The organism is Carnobacterium viridans (assembly GCF_900102725.1).
Classification (GTDB): Bacteria; Bacillota; Bacilli; order Lactobacillales; family Carnobacteriaceae; genus Carnobacterium_B; species Carnobacterium_B viridans.
On the sequence record NZ_FNJW01000008.1, the window covers coordinates 2,003,495 to 2,027,586 of the forward strand.

Here is a 24,092-nt window from a genome sequence, read left to right on the forward strand (position 1 = left end):
TAATTTTTTGTGAATGTGTTTCGGATTAGGTTGGTTTAGCATACAAGAGTCTGACTATCTTTCAAAAATCGACCTAATCCGAACAAGTATATAGTTTCTCTGAGAAATAGCATGACTGGCCTATTGTATCAGAAATGGAAGTGAGAGTCACATTATTCCGGTTTTGGGGTTTTAGAGTTTTTATTTTTATATAATAGAGATTTCCAAAAACACTTGCTTTTGGAAAAATAACTATTTATCTTATGTTAATTTTTACTTTAGTGAAAGAAAATTTAAAATTCGTTTTATCATACTGCCATTGTTTAATAAAAAGAGACAATAGTGTCCGCAAGTGAAAAAAATCATAAGTTAGCCAAATTAAAATAGGATTTAGAATTCTAATGAATATATTTTGTCTAAAGGACTTTTTTGAATTAACCAATAGAAAAGTATCGAAATAGTAATTCTTATTCTGTTTATTTGTGAATATTTTAACATTTATATTTACTTTAACAAAATTCAATCATATAATTAGAAATGAAGATACTTATCAATTTAAAAAAGTTTGATTTGTCTTATCTGATACCTGATTTTAGACAATAACTGAAGGATTGAAAGTATAAAACTGAACGGATAAAAATAAAATACATACAATATTTGGAGATGAAAAAAATGACTATACTAAAAACTATGAAATTCTTAGGCCTTGTTACGGCTTCAACCTTATTGCTAGGTGCGTGTGGACAAAAAAATGTTGCAGAAGAGCAAACAGCTGCGAGTGAACAGTCAACGGAACAGACCGGAAAAACAACTTTTCCATTAACGTTGGATAATTACACTGCGTCATCAGAAGGCGCAGTATTTTCAAAAAAAGAAGTAACGTATGAATCTAGTCCGAAATCGATTGTAGCCAATAATCAGGGAACAGCGGAGTTGCTGATCCAACTTGGATTGGCTGAAGACATTGTAGGCGTAGCTGCCTTATACGGTGAAGGCGATGAAACGGTAACTGAAGATTTTTCAAACATTCCTGTTTTGTCAGAAGGATATGTTGGAAAGGAATTAGTCGTAGGTGCTGATCCAGATATCGTTGTGGGACGTGGACAACTGTTTGCTAATGCCGAATGGGGAACAGGAACGGTTGAAGAATTGAATGATGTGGGTATCCAGACGTATATTCAAGCGACATCAACGACTGGCGCAACTTTTGAGGATTTATACACAGATATTGATCAGTTAGGAAAATTATTTGCGGTTGAAGAAAAAGCACAACAATTTTCAACAGATGTGAAAAAACGGATGGACGCAATCGTCGCAGCCATTCCGGATAAACAGGCAACACTTGATTATGCCTATATTTTTGGGGCAGAAGGTACTAAAGTGGATATTTACAGTGGTGCAGCAGACACGTACTTAAACGATGCATTAAGCTATATGAGCTTAGAAAATACATTTGCAAATGCAACGGGAGAAATCAGCGTGGAAGCCTTATTGGAAGCTGATCCAGATGTATTATTATTGGTTAACTATACGGGTGGACGTGATCCAAAAGAGAGCTTAGCTGATTTGAAAGCAAATGATGCACTTTCAAGTCTGACAGCGATCAAGGAAGACCATATCTATACGATTGATTACAATCAGTTCTGGAGTTACGGGTACCAAGTTTTAACCGGTATGGAACAACTTAGTGCTGAAATGCAGTCAAAAAATTAATTCATAGTAGAAGGGAGTAAACGGATGAACCACATCGATAAACAACGCAAATTATTTTATATGTGTTTACTCCTATTTACTGTATTGATTATTTTTTCGATTGGAATCGGTGTCGCGGTCGGGCAAGTCGCAGTGCCTTTAAAAGAATCTTTTCAAATCCTGCTTAAAAATTTGTCAGGGGGAAGGATTGATAACTTACCGAGCGTTTCTTCTGATTCTTTTGAAAATATCATCTGGCAGATTCGTTTTCCAAGAGTACTCTTAGCGATGCTCACAGGTATGGGCTTATCCTTAGCTGGAGCAGTGATGCAGACAACGGTCCAGAATCCACTCGCAGATCCTTATATCTTAGGTATTTCTTCTGGAGCCTCTCTGGGTGCGACGTTTGCGATTATGATTGGCTTTGGTGGAACCAGTATCTTGGCACAGTTTGGGTTATCTTTTTGGGCATTTTTAGGTGCTGTGACAGCTGCTCTTCTGGTCTTAATGTTATCGAATGCTACTGGACAAATTAATTCGATTAAATTGATCTTATCCGGGATGGTATTAAATGCTCTCTTTACAGCCTTTTCCAATTTCATTATTTATATCGCTAATGATGCGGAAGGGATTCGTTCAGTTACTTTTTGGATGATGGGAAGTTTAGTCGGAGCAAGTTGGTCCAAGTTACCTTTGATAGCCACCGTTGTCCTGGTTTGTTTGCTCTTTTTCTTAACGCAAATACGGACGTTGAATCTTATGTTATTAGGCGATGAATCAGCTATTACGCTTGGGGTAAATTTGAAATTTTATCGCAAATTGTATCTCGTTATTACGTCGGTTCTAACTGGGGTCATTGTGGCAAATACTGGAATGATTGGATTTGTAGGGTTGATCATCCCACATATTGTTCGTGGGATAGTCGGGTCAAATCATCGATACTTTTTACCATTATCGGTTTTTTCAGGATCTTTATTTATGGTATGGTGTGATATCTTGTCTCGTATTATCCTGCCAACGGTTGAACTGCCTATTGGTATTTTGACATCTTTAATTGGTGCACCACTGTTCATTTATATTTTTGTGAAAAAAGGCTACGAGTTTGGAGGGTAAGTATGAATTTAACGATTGATAACGTATCGGTATCTATTGCCTCTCAGAAGATTATAGAAGGTGTTTCCTTGCACGTTAGTAAGAATCAGTTTGTAGGTGTGATTGGACCGAATGGCTGTGGGAAATCGACTTTATTGAAAAGTGTTTCTAAACTACTTGAACCCAGTAAGGGAGTCATTACTCTGGGTGATGAAAATGTTCAACATCTTTCAAATAAACAGCTCGCAAAAAAATTAGGTGTCGTGGGACAGTTTCACGAAATCAATTTTGATTTTTCTATCCGTGACATGTTATTACTCGGACGCTCACCCTACAAAGGTTTGATGGAGAGAGACAATGCTTTAGATTATGAAATTGTTGATCAGGTTCTTCTCCAACTGGACTTGGAAAAAATCGCGGATAGGAGTTTCTTATCCCTGTCCGGTGGAGAAAAACAGCGCGTTATATTAGGCAGAACCTTGGTCCAACAACCTAAATTTTTAGTTTTAGATGAGCCCACCAATCATTTGGATATCAAACATCAATTGAGTATTTTAAGAACAGTCACTTCCTTACCTATTGGTGTATTAGCAGCTTTACATGATTTGAATCTAGCTGCACGCTTTACGGATTATTTGTATGCGATGAAAGATGGACGGATCATTCAAGAGGGAAGACCTGAAGAAGTGTTAACAGAAGCGGTCATTAAAGAATTGTATGAAGTGGATAGTCACACCTATGTTAACCCTATTTCAGGTAACCAAACCATTGAGTTTCTATGAAAATAAAAAAGAATATTTACGCTTTACACCCTCCTAATAAGCAACAAAGGTTGAATGGATTGATATCTAGTTGGAAAAGTATTTAATTATTAAATGTAAATACTATAGGTGACTATATTCTGTTACAAATTTGTTTTTAAAGGGAGATTTTTTTCATGGATCATTTATTAGGAAAAGTAGTAATTATTACCGGTGCAGCACAAGGTATGGTGAACTTGCCTACCATATAGCATCTTAGTAGTTAATCCATACGGTAGTCATTGTAAGCTTGCCTACATGTAGCATCTTAGTAGTTAATCCATATGGTAGGTATTGTGAGTTTGCCTACCGTATGCATCTTAGTAGTTGATCCATACGGTAGACATTGTAAGTTTCCCTACCGTAAATATTTTATTAGTTAACTCATATGGCGCTCAAAATGTTTTTACCTGTAAATTACACTAAACTATTACATATATGGTAGTTTGGATAGGCTGTATTCTACATTGAAGCAGCCCTTATAAATCAAAAAGGTCAATAATCGCATCGTCTTCAATAATACGACTAGATGTTGCAGTATGCGCATTTTCTAATAATGTCGTCATTTTTTCTTCAACGGATTTTTTGATTAAAGCCGTTGTATCAATTCCCCGCAATTCGAATAGAAGCAATGGGTCCAAATCCAATTTAGCTCCTACAGCGTAAAGGACTGCAGAAATATGTTTGCACATATGTGCCCAATCCGGACAATTGCAAGAGAGGTTGATTTCGTTTAGATTAGGAAACAAGCCGTTCTCGTTGGTCAAAAAAGTTTCAGCGAGTGTTTTAGGGAATTGGCCATTTGCCAGTGCTTCTAAACTTTCAATGTGTCCGCCGATTTGGTGAACGAATCGTTGATCCGTAATCGGATCGATGGCAATGTCGACTTGATATAATTTTGAGCTGCTGCCGCAGACAACTCCTTGAATGATTCCTTTTTCAATCGTTAAATCAAAGACAAAACCATTTTTGATGTACGAACGTCCGCGGTTGATGCGGTTATCATAATCCGCATAGTGTTTTAGATGATCGCACCACGCTTTTCCCCAAAAAGAATTGGCGATTTTAGTACCTGTAAGCAAAATAGGCTGAGCGTCAGGATGCTTTCTTTGATAGGTCGTCAGTTTACGTTCAGCTTTTTCCTTTTTTTCGGCCATACTTTCATACTCATAAAAACCATATCGGCTCATTTGTCATTCACCTCCAAAGTAAAGAGATTCCTTAAGTCATCGTTACTCATTTCTGTCAGCCAATTCTCGCCGCTTGTTTCAGTAATCAAATCATTAGAAAGTTGTGTTTTTTCTGTTAATAGTTCGTCGATTTTTTCCTCAATCGTTCCACTAGTCACAAATTTATACACAAAGACATTTTTTTCTTGCCCAATTCGAAATGCTCGATCGGTTGCTTGGTTTTCAACGGCTGGATTCCACCATCGGTCAAAGTGGATGACATGGTTTGCAGCCGTTAAGTTCAGACCGACACCGCCAGCTTTAATAGAGAGTACCATATAAGGTGTGTACGTATCAGGATCGTTGAATTGATCAACCAGCTCACCGCGTTTTTTTACGGGAACTCCGCCGTGCAAGACCAACCCCGATTGGCCAAAAACTTCTGCTAAAAATACATTGAGCGGTTCGCACATTTCCTTAAATTGTGTGAAAATCAAGACTTGTTCGTGCTTGTCACGAATCGTTTCGCAAATGCTCTGTAAGGCTTCAAATTTCCCACTGAGTTTTGGTTTGAATTCTTGATTGCCTAAATACTGGTCTGGGTGATTGCAAATTTGTTTGAATTTAGAAATAGCCGCTAATACTAAACCTTTTCGTTGAATTCCTTCAGTTTCTGCCATCGATTTTTCGATATCTCGCTGAAGTCCTTTATACAAGGCAATCTGTTTTTTGGAAAGCGAAACGTATTCTTTCTGTTCATTTTTTTCCGGCAAATCGGAAATAATGCGTCGATCAGTTTTCAGCCGTCTAAGAATAAATGGCGAGATCATTTGGCGTAACGCTCCATAGTCGGTGCCTTTTTTGATTTGTTTTGCGAATTCTGCTTTTGATCCTAACAATCCGCTATTTAAAAAGTCAAACACACTCCATAAATCTGAAAGTCGATTTTCAATTGGCGTTCCGGTCATCGCGATTTTTGCGTTGGCTTGCAGGGCTTTGATACTTTTAGTCTGCTTAGTTCCCGGGTTTTTAATGGCTTGGGCTTCATCTAAAATTAGAAGATCAAACTGTTCTTCTTTGAGTGCTTCCATTCTAGCAACCATGCCATACGTCGTGATAAACAAGTCAGCTTCTACATCTTGAACGAAGGTATTCTTTCCGTGCAAAATTTGTATCTGTAAATGGGGTGCAAAGCGGGCAGCTTCTTTCTTCCAATTTTCCAGTAAAGAAGCCGGGATAACTAAAAGAGCCCGTTTGTTTTCTTGACGCAGAGAATCTAGCAGAGCCAAGATTTGAACCGTTTTTCCTAAGCCCATATCATCTGCTAATAAGGCGCCAAAAGTCTGTTCTTGCATAAAGTTTAACCAGTTGTATCCTACTAGCTGATACGGCCGCAAACTTGCTTGAAAAGATTTTGCAGGTTGTTCTTGTTTGATTTGAGTAGGAGTGATCATTTGCTGGAAAACGGTTTGCAGCCATTGGCCATTCGTTGTTTCAATCAGAGAGTCGTTTTCTTCAGCGTCAGAAAGTTGTTGCTGCCGCAAAGCATCAAACAAGGTCCATTCGCTGTTTTCTTTCGTATCATAAGTTGTTAACAGCTGCTGCAGTTTTTCGTGGTTGATTTCAACCCATTTGCCTTTCAAGAAAGCCAATCCTTCATTTTGATGCAATAAGTCTTCAATTTCTGCTTTTGAGTATCGTTCTTCACCTAGATAGATTTCAGGTTTGCCCTCTAACAGAGCCTCTATTCCAATACTGCTCGGTTTTGTATCTCCAATGGTCACTTTAATGGTTGTTTTGCGCTCTTTTTTCCAAAAATCAGGAATGCGGCAAATGACTCCTTGTTCTTCATAAAGCGGCGTTTCTTTCAAAAATTGATAAGCTTCGTTTTCGTTGAATCTCAGTGGCGAAAATAATTCTCCGGATTCGACCAATTGAGAGATGAAAACAGACTCATTAGCTACCCGTCCAACAGCAGATAGTAAAGAAAGCATCTCGGAAGAATCATTGAATTCTGCAAGTGCATTTTTTAGCGGCATGTGACTGACTTTGTCTTTGTATTTAGTAGCATAAGTAGCTAGAAAAGCGAAAGGAAAGCCTTCTTGTTTGCTTTCGACCAAGTGAAAGTAAACTCTGCCCGCAACAATTAAGGACCTGTTTTTTGATTGAATATATTCAGAAACACTGCTTTGAAGATGACTCAGCTCTTCACTAAAAATCGCTGCTAATTCCTGATGAACGTCTTTCAACCATTGAACAGTAATAAATTCATAGCCTGTAACAAAAGGAGCCTTGTTCATAAGCTGTTGATAAACCGTTTCTGAAGGGAAACGAAAGGTACGAGTCACTTCAATTTCTCCGTCATTTTTTAACGCAGATACAAACTCTTGCGCTACATTGATTAAATAAGCAATCGAGACATCCGTTTCTACTGATTCTGTAGAAAAACTTTGCTCATAAAGAGTCTGAAAAGGTGCATCTTTCAATGCATATTCATAGTCTACTTCCGGGTTTTCAATATAAAATCCTTTTTCTGAAAAAATTGCTTGTGCCATGTATTTTTAGCCCTTTCTTTTGAATTATCCGATTGAGAAATTAGAAAAGTACCAATCGGAATAAAGATTTCTTTTAGAGTATTATACGATTTTTAATATCAAACTGAAAGCAAGAGAGAAATTTTTAGTTTTCAAAACCTAATAGTAAATACATTGTATTTACTATTAGGTTTTGGTAAAATATGGGTGAACTAATAAAGGAGATGAGCATAATGAAGACTAGAAAACAAGGAAATGCCATTGTATTAACAGTCCCTACGAAGTTCAATCTTCAACCAGATCAAGAATATGTAGCCGTAAAAGGTGAATTAGGAAGTATTACTTATGTACCTAAAGTAAATAATATTTTTGAAAAAGCTCTAGAAAATAACGAAACTTTAAGATTTGAGGATGAATTTAACGAGGATAAAAAATTAATTGGAAGAGAAGAAGTGTAATATGATTTACTCGATTAATGATTATACACCAAAACAAGGGGATATCGTTTGGATAAATTTTAATCCTAGTGCTGGAAGAGAAATTCAAAAGAAAAGGCCGGCTTTAGTTCTTAGCTCAGATGCTTACAATGCCACAACTGGGTTTATACAAGTGTGTCCAATTACGTCCACCAATAAAAGTAGACCAGGGTTTATTCCTTTATCGAAGGATCATACCATCCATGGAACAATCAATGCGATGCAAATAAAAGGGTTCGATTTTATGGCAAAAGAAAGAGCCGTGACCTTTGTCGAAAAAGCTACGACTGCCGAATTAGGGATTGTTGCCCAAGTAGCTACCGATATTTTTTCCTTTGATAAGTTGTTAGGAGAATAAGAACCTTAAAAGTAATTTATCCGCTACGAATCTTAAAATTTTATCATGTGTCTACATTGCCATCCAACTGGGCTCCAAGGTATTTCCATCTGGATCTTGTACTTCAAGTCCAAACATTTGGTCTTCAGACATCCCCATGTCTACTTTATGGAAATCACCGCCATTGGCTTTGGCTGTTTCAGCAAATTTTTTGACTGCATCAGCACTTTCTAGACTAAATGCAATTAGAGAGCTGCTAGTGGTTTGAGTATCAGCAATTGTTTTATCTTTAATGAAACGGCTATAAAATTCGTGATTTAGTAGCATGATCCAAAAATGATCATCCCAAACCATTGCGACAGCTTCATCATTTGAGAATTCGTTATTTTTAGTAAAACCTAATTTTTCATAGAATGCAGCAGAGCGATTGACATCAGATACAGGGAAATTTACAAAAACCATTGTTGGCATAAAAATCCTCCATTCTCTTCATAGACTGATTTTATTACAAGTAAAGCATCTCACGAGGAAACTTTTTTGTCAAAAATAGGAGATTAAATTGCGCTAGTCATTCTAAGATGTCTGCCCAGTCTACATGAGTAAGGAATAAAGGCTAAAACCGATAAATTGGTGAGAGGCTCTGAGCTTTATCCCGTTAAAAAAAGAAGCTCTTCTATTATACTTAGGTAGAGAAGGTAGTAGGAGGTAACTAAGATGAAAAAAATGATTAAGGGAACGAATCATGCGTCTATTGCAGTGGAAGATGTAGGAGATGGGCAGCCAATTGTTTTCTTGCATGGATGGCCGTTTGATCATCAGATGTTTGAATACCAATACAATTACTTTTTGCCTAGAGGGTATCGCATGATTGGAATCGACTTTCGTGGGTTTGGTGAGTCAGATTTAGTGATTGAAGATTACGGCTACAATACACTTGCGGACGATGTTAAGAGCGTTTTAGAAGACTTACACATTGAAGAGGCTATTTTAGTCGGGTTTTCAATGGGCGGAGCGGTTGCCACGAGGTACATGGCTCGTCATAAGGGATTTGGAATTAAGAAGCTGATTTTGATCAGTGCAGCAGTTCCTCAATTTGCTAAGAAACCTGCTTACTCCATTGGGATTAAAAAGTCAGAAATCACAGCCATGGTTGAACAAATTCAAGTTGATCGTCCTAAACTAATCCAAGACTTTATTAAAAAGCTGTTTCATGAGAAAACCTTAGTCTCCTATAAAGGTTGGCTGACAAATTTGGCATTAGGGGCTTCTTCTTATGGAATGATTCTTTCAGCTCTGGCTATGCGAGATGAGAATGTACGAGAAGACCTTGAAAAAATTACGGTATCGACCTTAATTTGTCATGGCAAAAAAGACACTGTTTGTTCGTATGAAGTGGTGGAAGAAATGACTCAATTGATTTCTAAAACTATTGTCGTGCCCTTTAGAAAGAGCGGCCATGCGATTTTCCATGATGAGACAGAAAAATTGAATCGGACGATGTTGATGTTTATTCAAAATAAGAACTAAAGAAAAAAGCTAGAAACAGAATCTGTTTCTAGCTTTTTTGTCTAATAGTCATTTTTCACATAATTCTAGTAAACTTATGCTGATTGGAATTGACTTTGATAAAGATCAGCATAGAAACCGTCTTTTTCCAATAACTCATGGTGGCTTCCAGTTTCAATAATATTCCCTTTGTCCATAACTAAAATGAGGTCTGCATTTTTAATTGTCGACAATCGATGGGCAATCACAAAGCTGGTTCTGTCCAACATGAGATGATCAATTGCTTGTTGGATTTTAATTTCCGTTTTAGTATCGATACTTGAAGTGGCCTCATCTAAGATCATGACTTTCGGATCGGATAAAATGGTCCGAGCAATGGTTAACAACTGTTGTTGTCCTTGAGAGATCATATTATTTTCACTCGAAATAATCGTATCATAACCTTCTGGTAACGTTTGGATAAAAGAGTCACACTGAGCTTTTTTAGCTGCGGCAATAACTTCTTCTCTAGTAGCGTCTTTCTTTCCGTAGCTAATATTTTCAGCAATGGTTCCTTCAAATAACCATGTATCTTGCAAGACCATACCAAACTGTTTTCTTAGATCATGTCTGGTGAGGGTGTTCGTGTCGATCCCATCAAATAAAATAGAACCACTATTAATTTCGTAGAAACGCATCAATAAGTTTACAAGTGTTGTTTTCCCAGCACCCGTAGGACCTACGATGGCAATCGTCTTTTTAGGTTCTGCAATAAAATTAACATCTTTCATGATCAATTGGTTTTTGTTGTAGCCAAAGCTGACATGCGAAAATTCGATTTGGCCAAGAGGATTATCGATCACATTAGCCTTTTTGATATCAGGAACTTCATTTTCTGCATCTAAAACTTCATAAATCCGTTCAATGGCTGCTAAACAACCTTGAAGCATGTTCACGACGTAAGAGGCTTCTGTAATGGGATCTGAAATTTGATTGACATATTGTAGAAAAGCTTGAAGCAATCCGATTGTTATCGTTCCTTGGATGGCTAAAGTAGCGCCCATTAAGGCACTGCTGATATACGCCAATTGAGTAATGCTTCTCATGATAGGGTAGATTGCAAAGTTAACAAATTGGGCCTTTTTATGTGCTTTATATTGTTCGTCGATTAATTGATCGGCTTTTTGAATGACTTCTTCTTGTTTATTAAAAGCTTTAATAATCGTGTTTCCGGAATAATATTCCTCCGTAGCGCCACTTAATTTTCCTAAGGTATACATATTGTCGCCAAATAACGTTTGATTCTTTTTAGAAATGACTTTCGTGACGATAATATTGACCAGGATCATACAAATAATAATCAAGGATAAGCGGCCGCTAACATAAATCATTAGACTCAACCCAACAATGACAATGATGATTGAACTAATAAACTGATTAAAACTCATGATAATAAAGTTCGCTACTTTATCTGCATCGGCTGTCGTTCGACTTAATAGATCGCCTACTTGTGTTTGATCGTAAAAATTTAAAGGCAATTTATTTAGTTTAGCTGTTATTTTCTTTCGTAAGGTTAGACTGGCCTCTTCGCTGACAGAGGCGATTAAATATTCCTGGAAGTAATTACAAATAAATATGATTCCAGCAATGATTAATAAGATTAAAAGTGGTCCCGTGATTGCAGCTCGAATACTTTCCATCATTGAAGTACCCGGTAATTTTACAGCTTCAATTAGTCCATCAATAGCTTGAGCTGTAACTAAAGGAATCGAAACATAGGCTAATGTGCCAATGATGTTTGAAAGAATAGCTGGAATGGTTTTCTTTTTTTGAAGCATTAGCAGTTCGAAAAAATAATGAACGGCTTTTTTTAGATTTTTTGGTTTTTCTGAGTCTAGTTCTTCTAAAAGCACTTGTTCTTTTTTAGACATTTTCTTTCACCTCGCTTTTAGACAGCATATTTTGAGATTTAGCTAATTCTTGATAAACAGGATTTTTTTCAATTAATTCTGAATGGGTTCCTTTACCCACAATTTTCCCTTCGTTTAAGACGATGATTTGATCAGCATCAATGATCGTGCTGATTCTTTGGGCAATGATTAACGTTACCGCGTCTTTCAATTCTGGTTTTAAAGCGGCTCTTAGTTTCGCATCTGTTTTATAATCCAGTGCTGAAAAACTATCGTCAAATACATAAATCTGAGATTTCTTTATCAGTGCACGTGCGATTGCCAAACGTTGTTTTTGTCCTCCAGAAAAATTGGTTCCCCCTTGAGCTACCAAGGCATTAAATTGCTGATCCTGTTCTTCTATAAACGGTAAGGCCTGAGCAACCTGAGCTGCATGTCTCAATTCATTAACCGTAGCTTCTTTATTCCCATCTAAAATATTATCCTGGATGGTTCCACTAAATAAAAATGCTCTTTGTGGGACGTAGCTGATCAATGAACGAAGGTCCTTTTGAGAAAGTTTGCTGATATCTGTACCGTGTATCAAAATGCGACCCTTTTGAATGTCATTGAACCGTAAAAGGATTTTAGCAATCGTACTTTTACCGGATCCCGTTCCACCAACGATAGCCAATACTTCACCTGTGTTGATTGAAAAATCCATGTCTTCTAGGACTGATTTGTCAGCACCTTGATATTTAAACGTTACGTTTTCAAATGACAAAGCAGGCTGCACAGTAACATCTACTTTTTCGTTTAACTGACTATCATCTTCCACTTCTGGCTGAAGTGTCAGTACTTCTTGAATTCTATTTAATGATGCGATTGCTCTAGGTATGTTAAACATAATCAAAGCGGTCATGATAAATGAAGACATTGTGATGACTGAGTACCCGATAACGGCAGTAATGGAACCTACTTGAATGGTGTTGTCTGCAACTAAGGAACTCCCCACCCAAATAATAGGGATCATCGTAAGGGCGTTCAGGCTAAAAGCAACAGGTGTTAGAAAGGCAAAGTACTTATTGATCCGAATCATGTTAGCAGCAAAATCATTAAAACTACCATCAACTTTATTTTTTTCATATTCAGCGTTATCAAATGCACGAATAATTTTTACGCCTTTAAAAAATTGTCTAACAAGCATTGTCATTTTATCCATCTTTTTCTGAATGTTATTGATCAAGCGAGTGGATTTAAACATTACGGCAGTAATCACACCGATAAAAATAAGAATGGATATAAGTGGAATGACCGTCATCATAGGGGAAATCCGATAAGCTAATACAATAGAAATGACTGCCATAAATGGACTCGGTAAAACCATTTGAAAGAGAGATAAAGTTACTTCTTGAATATTGACAACATCACTAGACGTTCTCGTGACTAAAGAGGCCACACCAATTTTATTAGTGTCATTTAGTGACAAATCTTGTATTTTTCTAAATAACTTTTTACGGGTTTCTTTTCCAAAACGTGAAGCAATTTCAGAAGTGTAGTAACTTCCAAGCACCCCAACAAGAGCACCTACAAGAATAGTAAGCAACATCTGAATTCCAATAGAAGAAACGACGTTGGTATTTTTTTCTAAAATACCTTTATCAATGAGTTGAGCAATTAGATAAGGGATGAATAGAGTTGCTACGGATTGAAGTAAAATTAAGCTACTTGTAGCAAGGACAAGCAGTTTGTTTTTCTTTAAAAATGTAAAAAATAAATGCATATTGTTCATGTCTCCTTTTAGTTATGCGTATAAACTTACTTCAGATAGCATAAGAGCGGGCTCGATGCTTTGAAATAAGCGAATAATAGCAGTATAATCTGTATAGCAACTATACAGTCAAGTTTTATTTTCAGAAACTGTGGATGGGAAGAGAGGAATCATATGGAAAAGGAATATCTAACCATTAGTCAGTTTTCAGCTTTATCTGGAATCAGTCGAAAGACTCTGATTTATTATGACAAAATTGATTTGTTCTCACCTAAAATGGTTACAGATAAAGGGTACCGAATGTATGAAGAAAAACAATTAGATACTATTAGTGTCATTTATATTTTAAGAGAATTAGGGAAATCAATTAAAGAAATAAAAATCTATTTACAAGAACGAACTCCAGAAAAAATGCTGTCGTTGTTCCTAGAAGAACAAAAACAGATTGATAAAAAAATTAGTACGTTACAGCAATACAAAGATATGTTGGAAAAAAGAATCGAGTTAACAAAGTTGGCAGACGTAATAACTGTTGGAAAACTTACTTTTATCCAGAAAGAAAAGAAACCGATACTAATCGGTAAAAAAATAAATCAACAAAACAATGAAGCCCTCATTGATTTCTATTCACTTATTGACCAACAACAAATTGTCCAAGGTTTTCCAATAGGAGCGATTATTGGAAAAAATGAATTGGCCAATGGTGAATTTTCAAATTTTAGTTATTTTTATATCAATAAATCGACTGAAGATAAAAATCAGTTAAGTATAAAGCCTGAAGGATGTTACGCAGTCATGTATGATTATTGTGATTACAATAAAACCGAAAAACTGTATCAGAAAATGTTGGATGGTTTAGTAGAAAATGGTTATGAGATTGATGGGGATGCCTATGAAGAATACATCATTGATGAAGTTGCAGAAAAAAATCCAGAAAAGTATTTGGTTAAGGTAATGATTAAAGTGAAAAACGAAAATGAAAAAATATCGTAAGCTTGTATATAACTTTTATAACTCTTTATTAAGGGAATCTATCGTAAAATTTAAAAGTAGCTGTCAAATTTATGTTGCTTTGTCACGAGTAAAAATTAGTGCAGATATTGTATGAAGTTCTTTAATGAAAATTGTGGGACTTAAGTTTTATACAAGAAGGGGAAAATTTGTATGAATAAGGCGATTTTTTGGGATTTATTAGGTACTCTAGGTGGAAGTAGCCATACATTGATTAATAATAATTTTGAGTTCTTTGACCATGCAATTCCAGCATTGCAAAAAGCTACTGAAAATAATTATTTAAATATCATCATTACGAATCAAAGTCATATTGCTCATAATCGACTTACTCTTGAGGAGTATAATGATTCATTAAAGAAATTGATAATTAGACTAGAAGATAAAGGTATTAAAATTACTGAAGTATATACCTGCCCTCATGCTAAAAAAGATAACTGTCAGTGTAAAAAACCGCAGCCTTTATTAGTTAACCAAGCAATTAAAAAATATGATTTAAACCAAAATGAAAGTTTTATAATTGGAGATTCTGGGAAAAATGATATGTTGCTTGCAAATAATTCAAACATGAAAAGTATCTTAGTTCTTACAGGAGAGGGAATTAAGAGCTTAACAGATTCTAGACAGTTATGGAGTGAAATGAGACCTACTCATATTGCAGAAGATAGTTTAGATGCTGTTAATAAAATTGTTCTCTTTCTGTAGTAGAGTGTCATGATAATTTAAGTACTAAAAATTATATTAGCAAAAGATAATAAGTTACAACAGATATCCAATTGAACTAAATTCATATGCTACTACTCAGATGGTTCTTGAGTACTATAAACAATATTTCATTTGCCCTATTTGGTACTAAAAGTGTACTTAATGAGCTTAAGTACCACAAGTATGATTTTATTTGATCCATACGGTACTAAAAGTGCACTTAAGTACCATAAGGATCACTTCATTTGACTTATATGGTACTCAAATTGTATTTAAGCACCATAAGCACCGTTTTATATGATCCATACGGTGCTTAAAGTTTTCGCAAATTTTGTAAGCATCCTGTTGTTAAACCCATATGATGCTCAGAATGATATACATTGAGAAATTTAAACGAGACCTTACCGTTCTATATGGAAAGATACAGCATATTCTTTAGGAAAATAAATTAAACTCAAAAGTTATTGATGCTTGTATAGTGCAAAATAAAAGTAATAAAAAGTGCTATTATATTTAGGGAGAAAAATAATAGTTAAATGTAAAAAGCTATCCACACTTTTAAAGGTGTAGATAGCTTTTTATTCATCATTTTACTAAACCTCTCCAACATATACCCAAGTTTCGCCATTGTCTTTAGACTGATACAAGGCTTTACTGCCGCCGTTATAATCGCCATCTTGACCTTGACCCACTTGAATAAACAAATTGTCGCTTTCTTTATAAGGCATTTCCGGAAAATCGAAAGGAGCGTAATTCTCTGTATCGGTTAAAGGAACTTCGATCGTTGGCAATTCTACTTTTTCAAAAGTGACGCCCCCATCAGTTGTCCGATAGATGTCTGCATAACTGCCCCCACTGCGGGACAATCCAATAAATCCAAGGTTCTCATCAATAAATGTTATCCCAGATGAAACGCCTAATTGCCCTGAAAATGGATCGGAGTTGACGTCTTCCCAAGTATTTCCACCATCTGTCGTTTTATTCAAGGTATAAAAGCGTGAGCCTAACGCAGCATCTACTTCGAATAATTGATAACCGAGTTTTTCAGTCAAAAAGTAAGTTTCATTGTCGTTCATGTTTTGATCTGTTGGAACGTCTCCAATTTGCGCAGGAGATACTGTTGGTGAATAGTCAACAAAACGTACAGGAGCGATCGTGTTGTTATTTGGGGTATAAACAGAAATCGTATAGCCAATAATTTCATTGAAGGCTGTTTCGATTGGAAAAGTATCTCCCTTTTCATCAAAGTAAAAGACGCCTTCAGTATTGTATCCCCAACTACGGGAACCAGCATAATAGATGCCAAGGGTTTCTTCATCCCAATTTTTCACAGTGTCTTTTATCGGAAGATTTTCTACTGCATCTAGCAGCGGTTGAAGTCTCATGGTTTTCTCAAAAGTTGGATTCACGTTTCCGTTTAAAGTCACACTGAGATCAGCACTTTTTGAATTATCATAATCAATCAAAAAGCTTTCCGTCTCGCCATCTTTGTTTAGACCGTACAAAAAACTGTACAAAGTAGTAATATCGCCCTTTTTATTAAAAGTCAATTCGACCTGATTGCTGACATACAATTCTTCTGGCAAATCATATTTTGTTTCAAGATCTTCGAACAATCCATTCAATCCATCTTCGTAAATATTATTATGAGCAAACTGGACTCCACTAGAATGCAAATAATCTTGAATCACAAAGGCTAATCTCCCTTGCAGATTTGTGCCACTTTGATAGAGGCTTACTCCTGATGCAACAGTGATCAAAAGGAAAGAATTAATGCTGAAAAGAAAAAGAAATTTGCTGCGTCTTATGGAACGAGAAGAAGCGGACTGTTTTTTATTGAATTTCCATACATACCAATAAAGACCCCAGCCTACCCAAACAAACAGACTAAGAAAAATGGTTAAAATAATGGGAGCTTTCTGAGCAATCCCGCCGTATTGAGCAAGTGAACATAAGTAATAACACCCTATAGCATAAATAGCTACGGTCACAGGATTAAAAATAAAAGCTCTTAATTTGTAATTTTTATTCTTCAAGTAAATTTCATCTCCAGTTGTATAGTTTAATTTCTGCGGTAATGAGTTATAGATGATCAAATAAGTGCAGTAAACGATTAAAAAAACAATACCAATAGATTATTCGTCTATAGAACAGTATACAATAAAATAAAATAGGACTACAGCCAGTTAGTAAATATAAAGAAAAAATTATACTTAGCAAATAAGGAGTTTATAGAAATTACTTGAATTATGATAATGCGCATACTATTATGACTTATAAAGAATAATCCTATATTTGCAGATACTAACGTAATCAAATGTACAAATATAGGTAATGGATCACAAAATTTTGCCTTTAAAAAACGTAATGAATTTTTCAACTATCCTTAACTTTAACAAGAATTAGCCCATCAATTGTACAAAGGAATGAAGTCTTAGAAAAATCAAATCAAAAATCTAATAAATCCTTTATTTTCACGTTATTGATAAATAATAAGCTATTAGTACCCATGATTTTATGGAGATTAGGCAGGAGTTGAATTATGAAAAAAGAATTTGTAGTTATTGGGTTAGGAAGATTTGGAGCAAGTGTCTGTAAAGAGTTACATCGTTTGGGGCATCAAGTTTTAGCGATAGATATAAAGGAAGAAAAAGTAAATGCGGTTTTAGACTATAGTGAAAAAGCTGTAATAGCAGATGCTTCCCGTGAAGAAGTTCTGAAGTCACTTGGTGTTGGAAACTTTGATTATGCTGTAGTTGCGATAGGAGATAATATGCAGGCTAATATTATGTGTACCCTATTATTAAAAGAACTGGGTATGGAAAATGTATGGGTAAAGGCTCAAGATGCTAATCACAAAAAAGTTCTTGCTAAGATTGGTGCGGATAGAGTCATACAACCAGAATACGATATGGGAATTAGAGCTGCTAATCAAATGCAATCTGGAAAACTTCAAGAGTATATAGAACTTTCTGAAGAGTACAGCATATCAGAATTAGACATTTCTAAAAGATTAGCTAATAAAGCGCTCAATGATTTAGATATCAGAGCAAAATATGGCTGTACTATTTTAGCTATAAAAAATGGAGAGAAGGTAAATATATCACCTTCAGCAGAAGATAAATTATACGAAGGCGATATGATTGTCGTTATGGGGAAAAACGATGATATAAAACGTTTCGAAGAGAAAGGATTGTAGATTGATGAATAAGATTATTTTAAAAGGGTATTTAAAACAATCTACTAGTCGTTTAAATCCTTCGATGACAGTCGTTACAAGTTTTTTTATTCTTATTTTAATGGGTACTGTATTATTAAAATTACCTATTGCGACTACACAAACAATTTCATGGATAGATACTTTATTTACTGCTACTTCTGCAGTTACAGTTACAGGTTTAATCGTAGTTGATACTGGTACAGCTTTTACGCTATTTGGACAAACGGTTATTATGTTTCTTATGCAACTTGGCGGATTAGGTCTAATGACGTCTGCAGTTTTTATTTTTTTCATATTCAAACGAAAAATTGGCATGCAACAAAGAAATCTTATTAAAACATCATTAAACCAAGATTCCTCAGGAGGAATTATACGATTGGTTCGTTATTTATTATTTTTCTCTTTCAGTATTGAACTAGTTGGATTTATCTTATTGGCTATCAAATGGATTCCAGAATTTGGATTAAAAAAAGGCTCTTTCTATAGTTTATTCCATACTGTCGCTGCCTTTAACAATGCTGGGTTTTCTCTATGGTCAGATAATTTATCCAACTATGTAGGAGACCCTGTAGTTAATTTAACCATTACAAGTATGTTTATTTTAGGAGGAATAGGATTTACAGTTCTTTTAGATGTGTGGAATAAGAAAAAATTTAAATCATTAACTTTGCATTCAAAAGTCATGATCGTAGGTACATTAGTTATAAACATTATTGCAATCCTTTCAATTTTTATTTTAGAATATTCCAATCCTCAAACTTTAGGTAATTTATCATTTGGAGATAAAGTATGGAGTGCTTATTTTCAAGGTCTGACTCCTAGAACAGCTGGTTTTAATTCTATTGATATAACTGCACTGACAGTACCCGCCATGCTGTTAACTGTGCTACTGATGTTTATTGGGGCAGGAAGTGCTTCAACTGGTAGTGGAATCAAGCTAAGCACGTTTATTATTTTACTTTTAACAACAATTACAATTTTAAAAGGTGGAGAAGAAGTGTCTTTGTTTGGGCGAAGGATAAAAAGTAATGCTGTTTTGAGAGCTTTTACTCTAACCATGGTAAGTTTTTTATTGGTTTTTATAGCTATCCTTATTTTAACTATAACTGAAAATGGACCATTTATTGCTATTACTTTTGAAGTTGTTTCAGCATTTGGAACAGTTGGACTTTCAGCTGGGCTAACATCGGAGTTATCAACAATAGGTAAATTTGTTATCATGATTGTCATGTTCATCGGACGTCTTGGTCCTGTTACGATTGCTTCTACACTGATAGCTAGAAAAGAAAATTCTTTATTGCGTTACCCTCAAGAAGATGTCTTTATAGGATAGTATTAAGTCCTATCAGCTTTGATTCTAAAAGATATATTGATTTTGGAACAGTTTTGAGTGCTAAAAAGTTTTCTGAAGTTGTAGCAATTAAATAAAATAACTATCAATCAATTTAAAAAAATAAACTATTTTAAATGGAAATAATGAAATATGAATAGGAGTGTTGTAATGCAAGTCGAATTTTTCCATGATGTGATCTGCAGTTTTTGCTTTCCCATGTCTTATCGCATGAGAAAAGTAGCTAAAAAGTATCCAAAACTAGAAATTATCCATCGTTCATTTGCTTTAGGATGGGAGAAAGAACAGTTTATCCAACAATTTGGTTCTCATGAAGCGGTAAAACCTGAAGTGATTCATCATTGGGAACAAGCCAATCAAAATGATGATGAACATCGCTTCAACATTGAAGGTATGAAAGAAAAAGACTTCTTGTTTCCAACATCTAAAAATGGATTGAAAGCCGCAAAAGCTGCTGGAATGATTGCTGATCAAGAAGCCTATTGGGCTGTCTTTGATGGCTTACAACAGGCTTTGTTTGTAGAAAACAGAGATATTTCAGACATGAAGATTATCGATAGTGTTGTGAAACAAACTTCTATAGATTTTGATGCTTGGAAAACTCAATTTGAAAATCCAGAAACAGAACAAGCTGTGATGGAAGATTTACAACGAGTGCAAGACTATGGTATCCAAGGAGCTCCTGCTATAGTGGTGAACCAAAAATATTTAATCAGCGGAGCACAACCGCAAGAAGTGATTGAACAAACTATTGAACAAATTGCTAAAGAAGAAGGATTTCAACTAAAAGGATTAACCTTAATGGGGTCAGATGCTGCAGCGTGTAATATGATTGATGGCAAATGGGTCTGTGACTAAAATATTCGTTAACATCGAAAAGCGCTATATAGTATAGAAGAGAGTTTAAGTTGTTTCTAGAAATTAGTTTTATACTGATTTTAAGAATTAACGATAAAGCTCTCTTTTTTTACACAAAAAAATTGTTTTAAAAGAATACATAGAGAAAATGAAAAAGACTTCTAGAAGTTATTTAGGGAAAACGTTTCCTAGTGTATCGTGATATTGTGTATACTAGAGGTATAGAGAAAAATTCGGACTCAAAACTAGTTGGAAATGAGTTTTGTAAAAGAGAAATAGGGGGAAGTAAATGAATAAAAGGGTAAGAAGGTCGCTTAGTATTGGTTTAGCATTTTTGTTTAGTATGGCTTTTGGCGAAACGGTTTTTGCGGAAAATCAATTATCGGATATGAGAATCGAAATCGAACTGCAAGAAGATGGATCGGGGATTGTTACAGAACATAGAAAGATGAACATGGATGATGGTACTGAATTGTACATCGTGTTGGATGATCTGCAGGATTCAAAATTGCTTGATTTTTCAGTAGCCGGTTATCAAGAGTTGGAACCATGGAATCCAGACGCTTCACTAGAGGAAAAGGCAGGTCAATACGGTACTGTAGGAACAGGTGATGGGGTAGAACTTATATGGGGTATAGGTGAGTATGGAGAAAACGACTACGAAGTAACGTATACCATATCAAAATTAGTTCGCGAATTGGAAGATGGACAAGGACTGCTATGGAACTTTGATACGTTTTCCGATATTCCAGCTGAAAATTTGACGGTTGAAATTACTGGATTTGAACCCTTTACAGAAGATAATGTCCGTTTCTGGGGCTTTGGTTTTGAAGGGGATATGCAATTAGAGGGCAACACGATCGTTTGGGAAGCTGAGGAAGAAGTAGACGACAGCAACGATGTAACAGTATTGCTGCAATTTCCTCAAGGAATGTTCACTACACAAGCCAGTGCAGGTATGACTTTGGAAGAACAGCGTGACATGGCCATGAACGGCTCAGCGTACAATGATGAGCCTATTTCTAACACGATACCTATCGTCATTTTTTCTGTTCTAGCAGTCGCTGTTGGAGGAATCACAGCTTTTATTATCAAATATTCTAAGAAATTAAAACAAGCGAGAGAAGAAGCTGGACAAATGCGTACGGGAATACAAAGAATCAAGGAACACAAAGGAGTTGTCTTAGAAGAGATTCCTTATAAAGGAGAAGACTTTGCAGGAATTGCATATTTATTGCAAGACATGGACAAAGGTTATTTTGAAGATTATTTCTCAGCTTATTTACTGAGATGGTCATATGAAGAACGGATCCTTATTCACACCACTGAAACCAAATCATTATTTGGTGAAGGATTTGATACGGAAATAGAAATCCTACATTTTCAGGAAGAACGTGCACGTTATCCTCAGTCATTCAGTGACTTCGTTGCTCATCTAGAAACAAATGGTGAGACCTATGAAACTGGATTATGGTTGATGTTATTGGATGCTGCAAATAATAATGGTTTTGTAAAAGACGATGATATGAAAAAATGGGCAAGAAAACATGCCAAAGAAGTAGGCAAGTTTGCAGATTATTTGATTGACTACTCAAAAGAGTATTTAGAAAGAGAAGGCCTTATTTCTTTTGGAAAAGTTGACGTATGGGGTGCAAAACATGAGGTATCTGTTGCCAGTCCAGAAGGCGACGAACTGTTTGACCGTTTGGTTCAATTTGATAACTATTTAGAAGAAATAGACTTAGAAGGTTTTGCGGACTACACCAATCCATTTACATTTGAAGAATTTCTATTCTGGAATACCTTGTACTTTAGAAGTGAGGACATAACAGATGAATTCAAGGAAATGATTCCGAATCCGAATGATGTCTCTGGAGACAACTCCTTCATCTATTATTATTGGTATTGGAACGGTATGACTGGATTTAGACACAACTGGTCTAGCGGATTAGCAAGTGGTGGATTTAACTCAAGTGCTTCATCAGCAGCTTCCGGAACAGGTGGATCAACTTCCTTTGGTGGAGGTGGAGGTGCCGGTGGTGGAGGCGGCGGAGGGGCTCGATAGAAAGAGCCTCTTGATAGTTTGATGCACGTTAATTAACTTTAGATATAAAAAGACAAAATATCGTATAAAGATATTTTGTTTTTTTATTGTGATAGATTTAGGTTAATGAATGTCTAATCAAATCCAACATAAACTCTCTCGCTTTGGATATTACAAGGTACTCCATTGCTATTAACGTATTGATAATTTGTTAATTTGATATGATCTGGGAAAAGTTGAATACCATCTATTTCTGTTAGTGGTTCGGCATATTGATAGAAATTATACCTTTTTTGCTTTCTTCCAGATTTTGTTGTGCTGTGAAGTACTTCATATCTAGGATTATCTTTAATGATTTTAAAAGCACTAACGATCATGCCGCTGCCAGGATAGACACCTAGGATATATTCTATACTGTTTGCTTTATCTAAACTCATTACCCAATCACCCAACGTTCTCTTTTTAAGGGCTTCTGATTCAGGATTGTACATTTCTTCAGCCTTTAAATCTTTACTAGAATCAGACCTATCTTTAGTTGGCTTGATTTTTACAAACATAATTTTATGGGGTCTTAATTGATTAATATTAACGGGTTTTGGACTAAGTGCATCTTGTAACAGTTCGACTCTTCCAAAAGTTTGCAAGGCATCTTTCTGTCCATCAGAACGATGACCACTCATAATATTAGTCAACTTTTTCACGTTAAGTTTTTGGTCATCAATCAGTTTGCAAAAATTAATAACCGCATTTTCTACGTGGAAGGCTTCATCTTCACTTAATCCAAAAGTCAAAATATATTTCTCAACTTCCATACCATTTGAATGAATAGTCTTTATTTCATGTAATTTTTGCTTTTCCACAAGATCATTGGAAAATTCAGTTTTTAGATAATCTAATTCATGAGCGAATACTCTATTTTTTGTTCCTTTACCAATATAAAAAATTGTATGGTCAATAGGATTAACTAAAATATAAACGTAATAGCGAAGCTGAGTAATAACTTCTTCTGTAAAGCGATTCATTGTATTAATTCCTCCATGTCTATTGTAAGCTCTGAATAAATTACTCTTTAAGAAAGAAAGGGAAGTTGGAGAGCTTCTTTCCATTCTATTTTCCGTTCTTGTGCTTTGCCGTTATTTGCACCACTGGTGGATAAACATTTTATAACAGTGTGGTACTCAAAAATAGCTGATTTTAAAACTTCTTGATAAGCTTTATCTCCATTTGCAATGACAAGTTTAATGGAAGCAGTTGAAAGTAATGCATCAAAATCATTTAATTTTGTTTGTTTAAAGTTACTATCTAAACTCCCAATTCTATCAAAATGACTATAAATATCCCATAGGCCAATTTGGTTTTGCACCAATAATTCCAACCTTTTTTCATAGTCGATTGGATCAGTAGTATTTAAAGATTCAGAAATAATTTTCCAAAATTGATTGCCTTTACTTGCATAGTATTGTTGCAATTCTAACGACTTTACACTTGGAGCACTGCCGAGTATTAAAATTTTAGTGCTTTTATCATAGACTGGTGCTAAACCACTTTTCATAAGTTATACTCCTTAATCGCAAATTTGTTTTAGACGCTTTTTATATGTAAAAAATGAATCGGTATCTTTCAATTGTATAGTAAAAAAACGCGAATTCCTATAGTGTTATTGTCGTTGCAGTAGCTTT

20 protein-coding genes are annotated in these 24,092 nt (G+C 35.4%); 12 read left to right on the plus strand and 8 right to left on the minus strand.

Going from position 1 to position 24,092, the window contains the following annotated elements; translation table 11 throughout:
- Nucleotides 1-651: 651 nt before the first annotated feature.
- From BLT48_RS11100 to BLT48_RS11110, 3 genes are read left to right on the plus strand one after another with little or no spacing between them, the layout of a single operon-like run.
- Nucleotides 652-1,692, plus strand: a complete 1,041-nt coding sequence (locus BLT48_RS11100; protein WP_089977983.1) for an ABC transporter substrate-binding protein — start codon at nucleotides 652-654, stop codon at nucleotides 1,690-1,692.
- 24 nt (nucleotides 1,693-1,716) lie between these two features.
- On the plus strand, nucleotides 1,717-2,784 hold the full coding sequence (locus BLT48_RS11105; protein WP_089977984.1) for a FecCD family ABC transporter permease: 1,068 nt from the start codon (nucleotides 1,717-1,719) through the stop codon (nucleotides 2,782-2,784).
- A 2-nt stretch (nucleotides 2,785-2,786) separates the two neighbouring features.
- Nucleotides 2,787-3,545, plus strand: a complete 759-nt coding sequence (locus BLT48_RS11110) for an ABC transporter ATP-binding protein (protein WP_089977985.1) — start codon at nucleotides 2,787-2,789, stop codon at nucleotides 3,543-3,545.
- 497 nt (nucleotides 3,546-4,042) lie between these two features.
- Here the strand turns inward: BLT48_RS11110 and BLT48_RS11115 are convergent, their stop codons facing one another.
- Both BLT48_RS11115 and BLT48_RS11120 read right to left on the minus strand, forming a co-directional pair.
- Nucleotides 4,043-4,753 carry an SWIM zinc finger family protein gene (locus BLT48_RS11115; protein ID WP_035021545.1) on the minus strand — a complete coding sequence of 237 codons (711 nt, stop codon included), beginning with the start codon at nucleotides 4,751-4,753 and terminating at the stop codon, nucleotides 4,043-4,045.
- On the minus strand, nucleotides 4,750-7,287 hold the full coding sequence (locus tag BLT48_RS11120; protein ID WP_089977986.1) for a DEAD/DEAH box helicase: 2,538 nt from the start codon (nucleotides 7,285-7,287) through the stop codon (nucleotides 4,750-4,752). Before BLT48_RS11120 ends, BLT48_RS11115 begins: the two co-directional genes overlap by 4 nt.
- A 212-nt stretch (nucleotides 7,288-7,499) precedes the next feature.
- Here BLT48_RS11120 and mazE point away from each other — a divergent pair, with 212 nt between their 5' ends.
- Nucleotides 7,500-7,724: a type II toxin-antitoxin system PemI/MazE family antitoxin gene (mazE, locus tag BLT48_RS11125; RefSeq protein ID WP_023176946.1), complete on the plus strand. Its 225-nt coding sequence runs from the start codon at nucleotides 7,500-7,502 to the stop codon at nucleotides 7,722-7,724.
- Between the two features lies 1 nt (nucleotide 7,725).
- The gene (locus BLT48_RS11130) at nucleotides 7,726-8,100 is read left to right on the plus strand and encodes a type II toxin-antitoxin system PemK/MazF family toxin (RefSeq protein WP_023176947.1); all 375 of its coding nucleotides are present in this window, start codon (nucleotides 7,726-7,728) and stop codon (nucleotides 8,098-8,100) included.
- 51 nt (nucleotides 8,101-8,151) lie between these two features.
- On the opposite strand, the gene BLT48_RS11135 is transcribed toward BLT48_RS11130, so the two are convergent.
- Nucleotides 8,152-8,550 (minus strand): VOC family protein, encoded by a 399-nt coding sequence (locus BLT48_RS11135; protein ID WP_035021552.1) that lies wholly within the window; start codon nucleotides 8,548-8,550, stop codon nucleotides 8,152-8,154.
- 243 nt (nucleotides 8,551-8,793) lie between these two features.
- On the opposite strand from BLT48_RS11135, the gene BLT48_RS11140 reads away from it, so the two are divergent.
- The gene (locus tag BLT48_RS11140; RefSeq protein ID WP_089977990.1) at nucleotides 8,794-9,606 is read left to right on the plus strand and encodes an alpha/beta fold hydrolase; all 813 of its coding nucleotides are present in this window, start codon (nucleotides 8,794-8,796) and stop codon (nucleotides 9,604-9,606) included.
- Between the two features lie 74 nt (nucleotides 9,607-9,680).
- Here the strand turns inward: BLT48_RS11140 and BLT48_RS11145 are convergent, their stop codons facing one another.
- Both BLT48_RS11145 and BLT48_RS11150 read right to left on the minus strand, forming a co-directional pair.
- Nucleotides 9,681-11,495 (minus strand): ABC transporter ATP-binding protein, encoded by a 1,815-nt coding sequence (locus BLT48_RS11145; RefSeq protein WP_089977992.1) that lies wholly within the window; start codon nucleotides 11,493-11,495, stop codon nucleotides 9,681-9,683.
- Nucleotides 11,488-13,236, minus strand: coding sequence for an ABC transporter ATP-binding protein (locus BLT48_RS11150; RefSeq protein ID WP_226776718.1), 1,749 nt, complete (start codon nucleotides 13,234-13,236; stop codon nucleotides 11,488-11,490). Before BLT48_RS11150 ends, BLT48_RS11145 begins: the two co-directional genes overlap by 8 nt.
- A gap of 162 nt (nucleotides 13,237-13,398) precedes the next feature.
- On the opposite strand from BLT48_RS11150, the gene BLT48_RS11155 reads away from it, so the two are divergent.
- Both BLT48_RS11155 and BLT48_RS11160 read left to right on the plus strand, forming a co-directional pair.
- Entirely contained in the window at nucleotides 13,399-14,217 is an 819-nt protein-coding gene (locus BLT48_RS11155) for a MerR family transcriptional regulator (protein ID WP_089977999.1), read from the plus strand.
- 171 nt (nucleotides 14,218-14,388) lie between these two features.
- Complete coding sequence (locus tag BLT48_RS11160) at nucleotides 14,389-14,940, plus strand: HAD-IIIA family hydrolase (RefSeq protein ID WP_089978003.1); 552 nt, start codon at nucleotides 14,389-14,391, stop codon at nucleotides 14,938-14,940.
- Between the two features lie 593 nt (nucleotides 14,941-15,533).
- Here BLT48_RS11160 and BLT48_RS11165 read toward each other — a convergent pair.
- Complete coding sequence (locus BLT48_RS11165) at nucleotides 15,534-17,036, minus strand: WD40/YVTN/BNR-like repeat-containing protein (protein ID WP_244885821.1); 1,503 nt, start codon at nucleotides 17,034-17,036, stop codon at nucleotides 15,534-15,536.
- 446 nt (nucleotides 17,037-17,482) lie between these two features.
- On the opposite strand from BLT48_RS11165, the gene BLT48_RS11170 reads away from it, so the two are divergent.
- From BLT48_RS11170 to BLT48_RS11185, 4 genes are all read left to right on the plus strand, one after another.
- On the plus strand, nucleotides 17,483-18,139 hold the full coding sequence (locus tag BLT48_RS11170) for a potassium channel family protein (RefSeq protein WP_023176953.1): 657 nt from the start codon (nucleotides 17,483-17,485) through the stop codon (nucleotides 18,137-18,139).
- Between the two features lie 4 nt (nucleotides 18,140-18,143).
- A complete protein-coding gene (locus BLT48_RS11175; RefSeq protein ID WP_035021564.1) occupies nucleotides 18,144-19,493 on the plus strand; it encodes a TrkH family potassium uptake protein in 1,350 nt (449 codons plus the stop codon).
- A 168-nt stretch (nucleotides 19,494-19,661) separates the two neighbouring features.
- The gene (locus BLT48_RS11180; protein WP_089978006.1) at nucleotides 19,662-20,369 is read left to right on the plus strand and encodes a DsbA family oxidoreductase; all 708 of its coding nucleotides are present in this window, start codon (nucleotides 19,662-19,664) and stop codon (nucleotides 20,367-20,369) included.
- A gap of 289 nt (nucleotides 20,370-20,658) precedes the next feature.
- Nucleotides 20,659-22,434 carry a DUF2207 domain-containing protein gene (locus BLT48_RS11185; protein ID WP_226776716.1) on the plus strand — a complete coding sequence of 592 codons (1,776 nt, stop codon included), beginning with the start codon at nucleotides 20,659-20,661 and terminating at the stop codon, nucleotides 22,432-22,434.
- A 113-nt stretch (nucleotides 22,435-22,547) separates the two neighbouring features.
- On the opposite strand, the gene BLT48_RS11190 is transcribed toward BLT48_RS11185, so the two are convergent.
- Nucleotides 22,548-23,435: a GIY-YIG nuclease family protein gene (locus BLT48_RS11190; protein WP_089978009.1), complete on the minus strand. Its 888-nt coding sequence runs from the start codon at nucleotides 23,433-23,435 to the stop codon at nucleotides 22,548-22,550.
- Between the two features lie 47 nt (nucleotides 23,436-23,482).
- The gene (locus BLT48_RS11195) at nucleotides 23,483-23,965 is read right to left on the minus strand and encodes a DNA-deoxyinosine glycosylase (RefSeq protein ID WP_089978012.1); all 483 of its coding nucleotides are present in this window, start codon (nucleotides 23,963-23,965) and stop codon (nucleotides 23,483-23,485) included.
- Nucleotides 23,966-24,092 lie beyond the last annotated feature (127 nt).

Bases quoted from the DNA above. Each gene is read 5' to 3' on its own strand.
- BLT48_RS11100 (WP_089977983.1), top strand. From the start codon at position 652: ATGACTATACTAAAAACTATGAAATTCTTAGGCCTTGTTACGGCTTCA.
- BLT48_RS11105 (WP_089977984.1), top strand. From the start codon at position 1,717: ATGAACCACATCGATAAACAACGCAAATTATTTTATATGTGTTTACTC.
- BLT48_RS11110 (WP_089977985.1), top strand. From the start codon at position 2,787: ATGAATTTAACGATTGATAACGTATCGGTATCTATTGCCTCTCAGAAG.
- BLT48_RS11115 (WP_035021545.1), bottom strand. From the start codon at position 4,753: ATGAGCCGATATGGTTTTTATGAGTATGAAAGTATGGCCGAAAAAAAG.
- BLT48_RS11120 (WP_089977986.1), bottom strand. From the start codon at position 7,287: ATGGCACAAGCAATTTTTTCAGAAAAAGGATTTTATATTGAAAACCCG.
- mazE (WP_023176946.1), top strand. From the start codon at position 7,500: ATGAAGACTAGAAAACAAGGAAATGCCATTGTATTAACAGTCCCTACG.
- BLT48_RS11130 (WP_023176947.1), top strand. From the start codon at position 7,726: ATGATTTACTCGATTAATGATTATACACCAAAACAAGGGGATATCGTT.
- BLT48_RS11135 (WP_035021552.1), bottom strand. From the start codon at position 8,550: ATGCCAACAATGGTTTTTGTAAATTTCCCTGTATCTGATGTCAATCGC.
- BLT48_RS11140 (WP_089977990.1), top strand. From the start codon at position 8,794: ATGAAAAAAATGATTAAGGGAACGAATCATGCGTCTATTGCAGTGGAA.
- BLT48_RS11145 (WP_089977992.1), bottom strand. From the start codon at position 11,495: ATGTCTAAAAAAGAACAAGTGCTTTTAGAAGAACTAGACTCAGAAAAA.
- BLT48_RS11150 (WP_226776718.1), bottom strand. From the start codon at position 13,236: ATGCATTTATTTTTTACATTTTTAAAGAAAAACAAACTGCTTGTCCTT.
- BLT48_RS11155 (WP_089977999.1), top strand. From the start codon at position 13,399: ATGGAAAAGGAATATCTAACCATTAGTCAGTTTTCAGCTTTATCTGGA.
- BLT48_RS11160 (WP_089978003.1), top strand. From the start codon at position 14,389: ATGAATAAGGCGATTTTTTGGGATTTATTAGGTACTCTAGGTGGAAGT.
- BLT48_RS11170 (WP_023176953.1), top strand. From the start codon at position 17,483: ATGAAAAAAGAATTTGTAGTTATTGGGTTAGGAAGATTTGGAGCAAGT.
- BLT48_RS11175 (WP_035021564.1), top strand. From the start codon at position 18,144: ATGAATAAGATTATTTTAAAAGGGTATTTAAAACAATCTACTAGTCGT.
- BLT48_RS11180 (WP_089978006.1), top strand. From the start codon at position 19,662: ATGCAAGTCGAATTTTTCCATGATGTGATCTGCAGTTTTTGCTTTCCC.
- BLT48_RS11185 (WP_226776716.1), top strand. From the start codon at position 20,659: ATGAATAAAAGGGTAAGAAGGTCGCTTAGTATTGGTTTAGCATTTTTG.
- BLT48_RS11190 (WP_089978009.1), bottom strand. From the start codon at position 23,435: ATGAATCGCTTTACAGAAGAAGTTATTACTCAGCTTCGCTATTACGTT.
- BLT48_RS11195 (WP_089978012.1), bottom strand. From the start codon at position 23,965: ATGAAAAGTGGTTTAGCACCAGTCTATGATAAAAGCACTAAAATTTTA.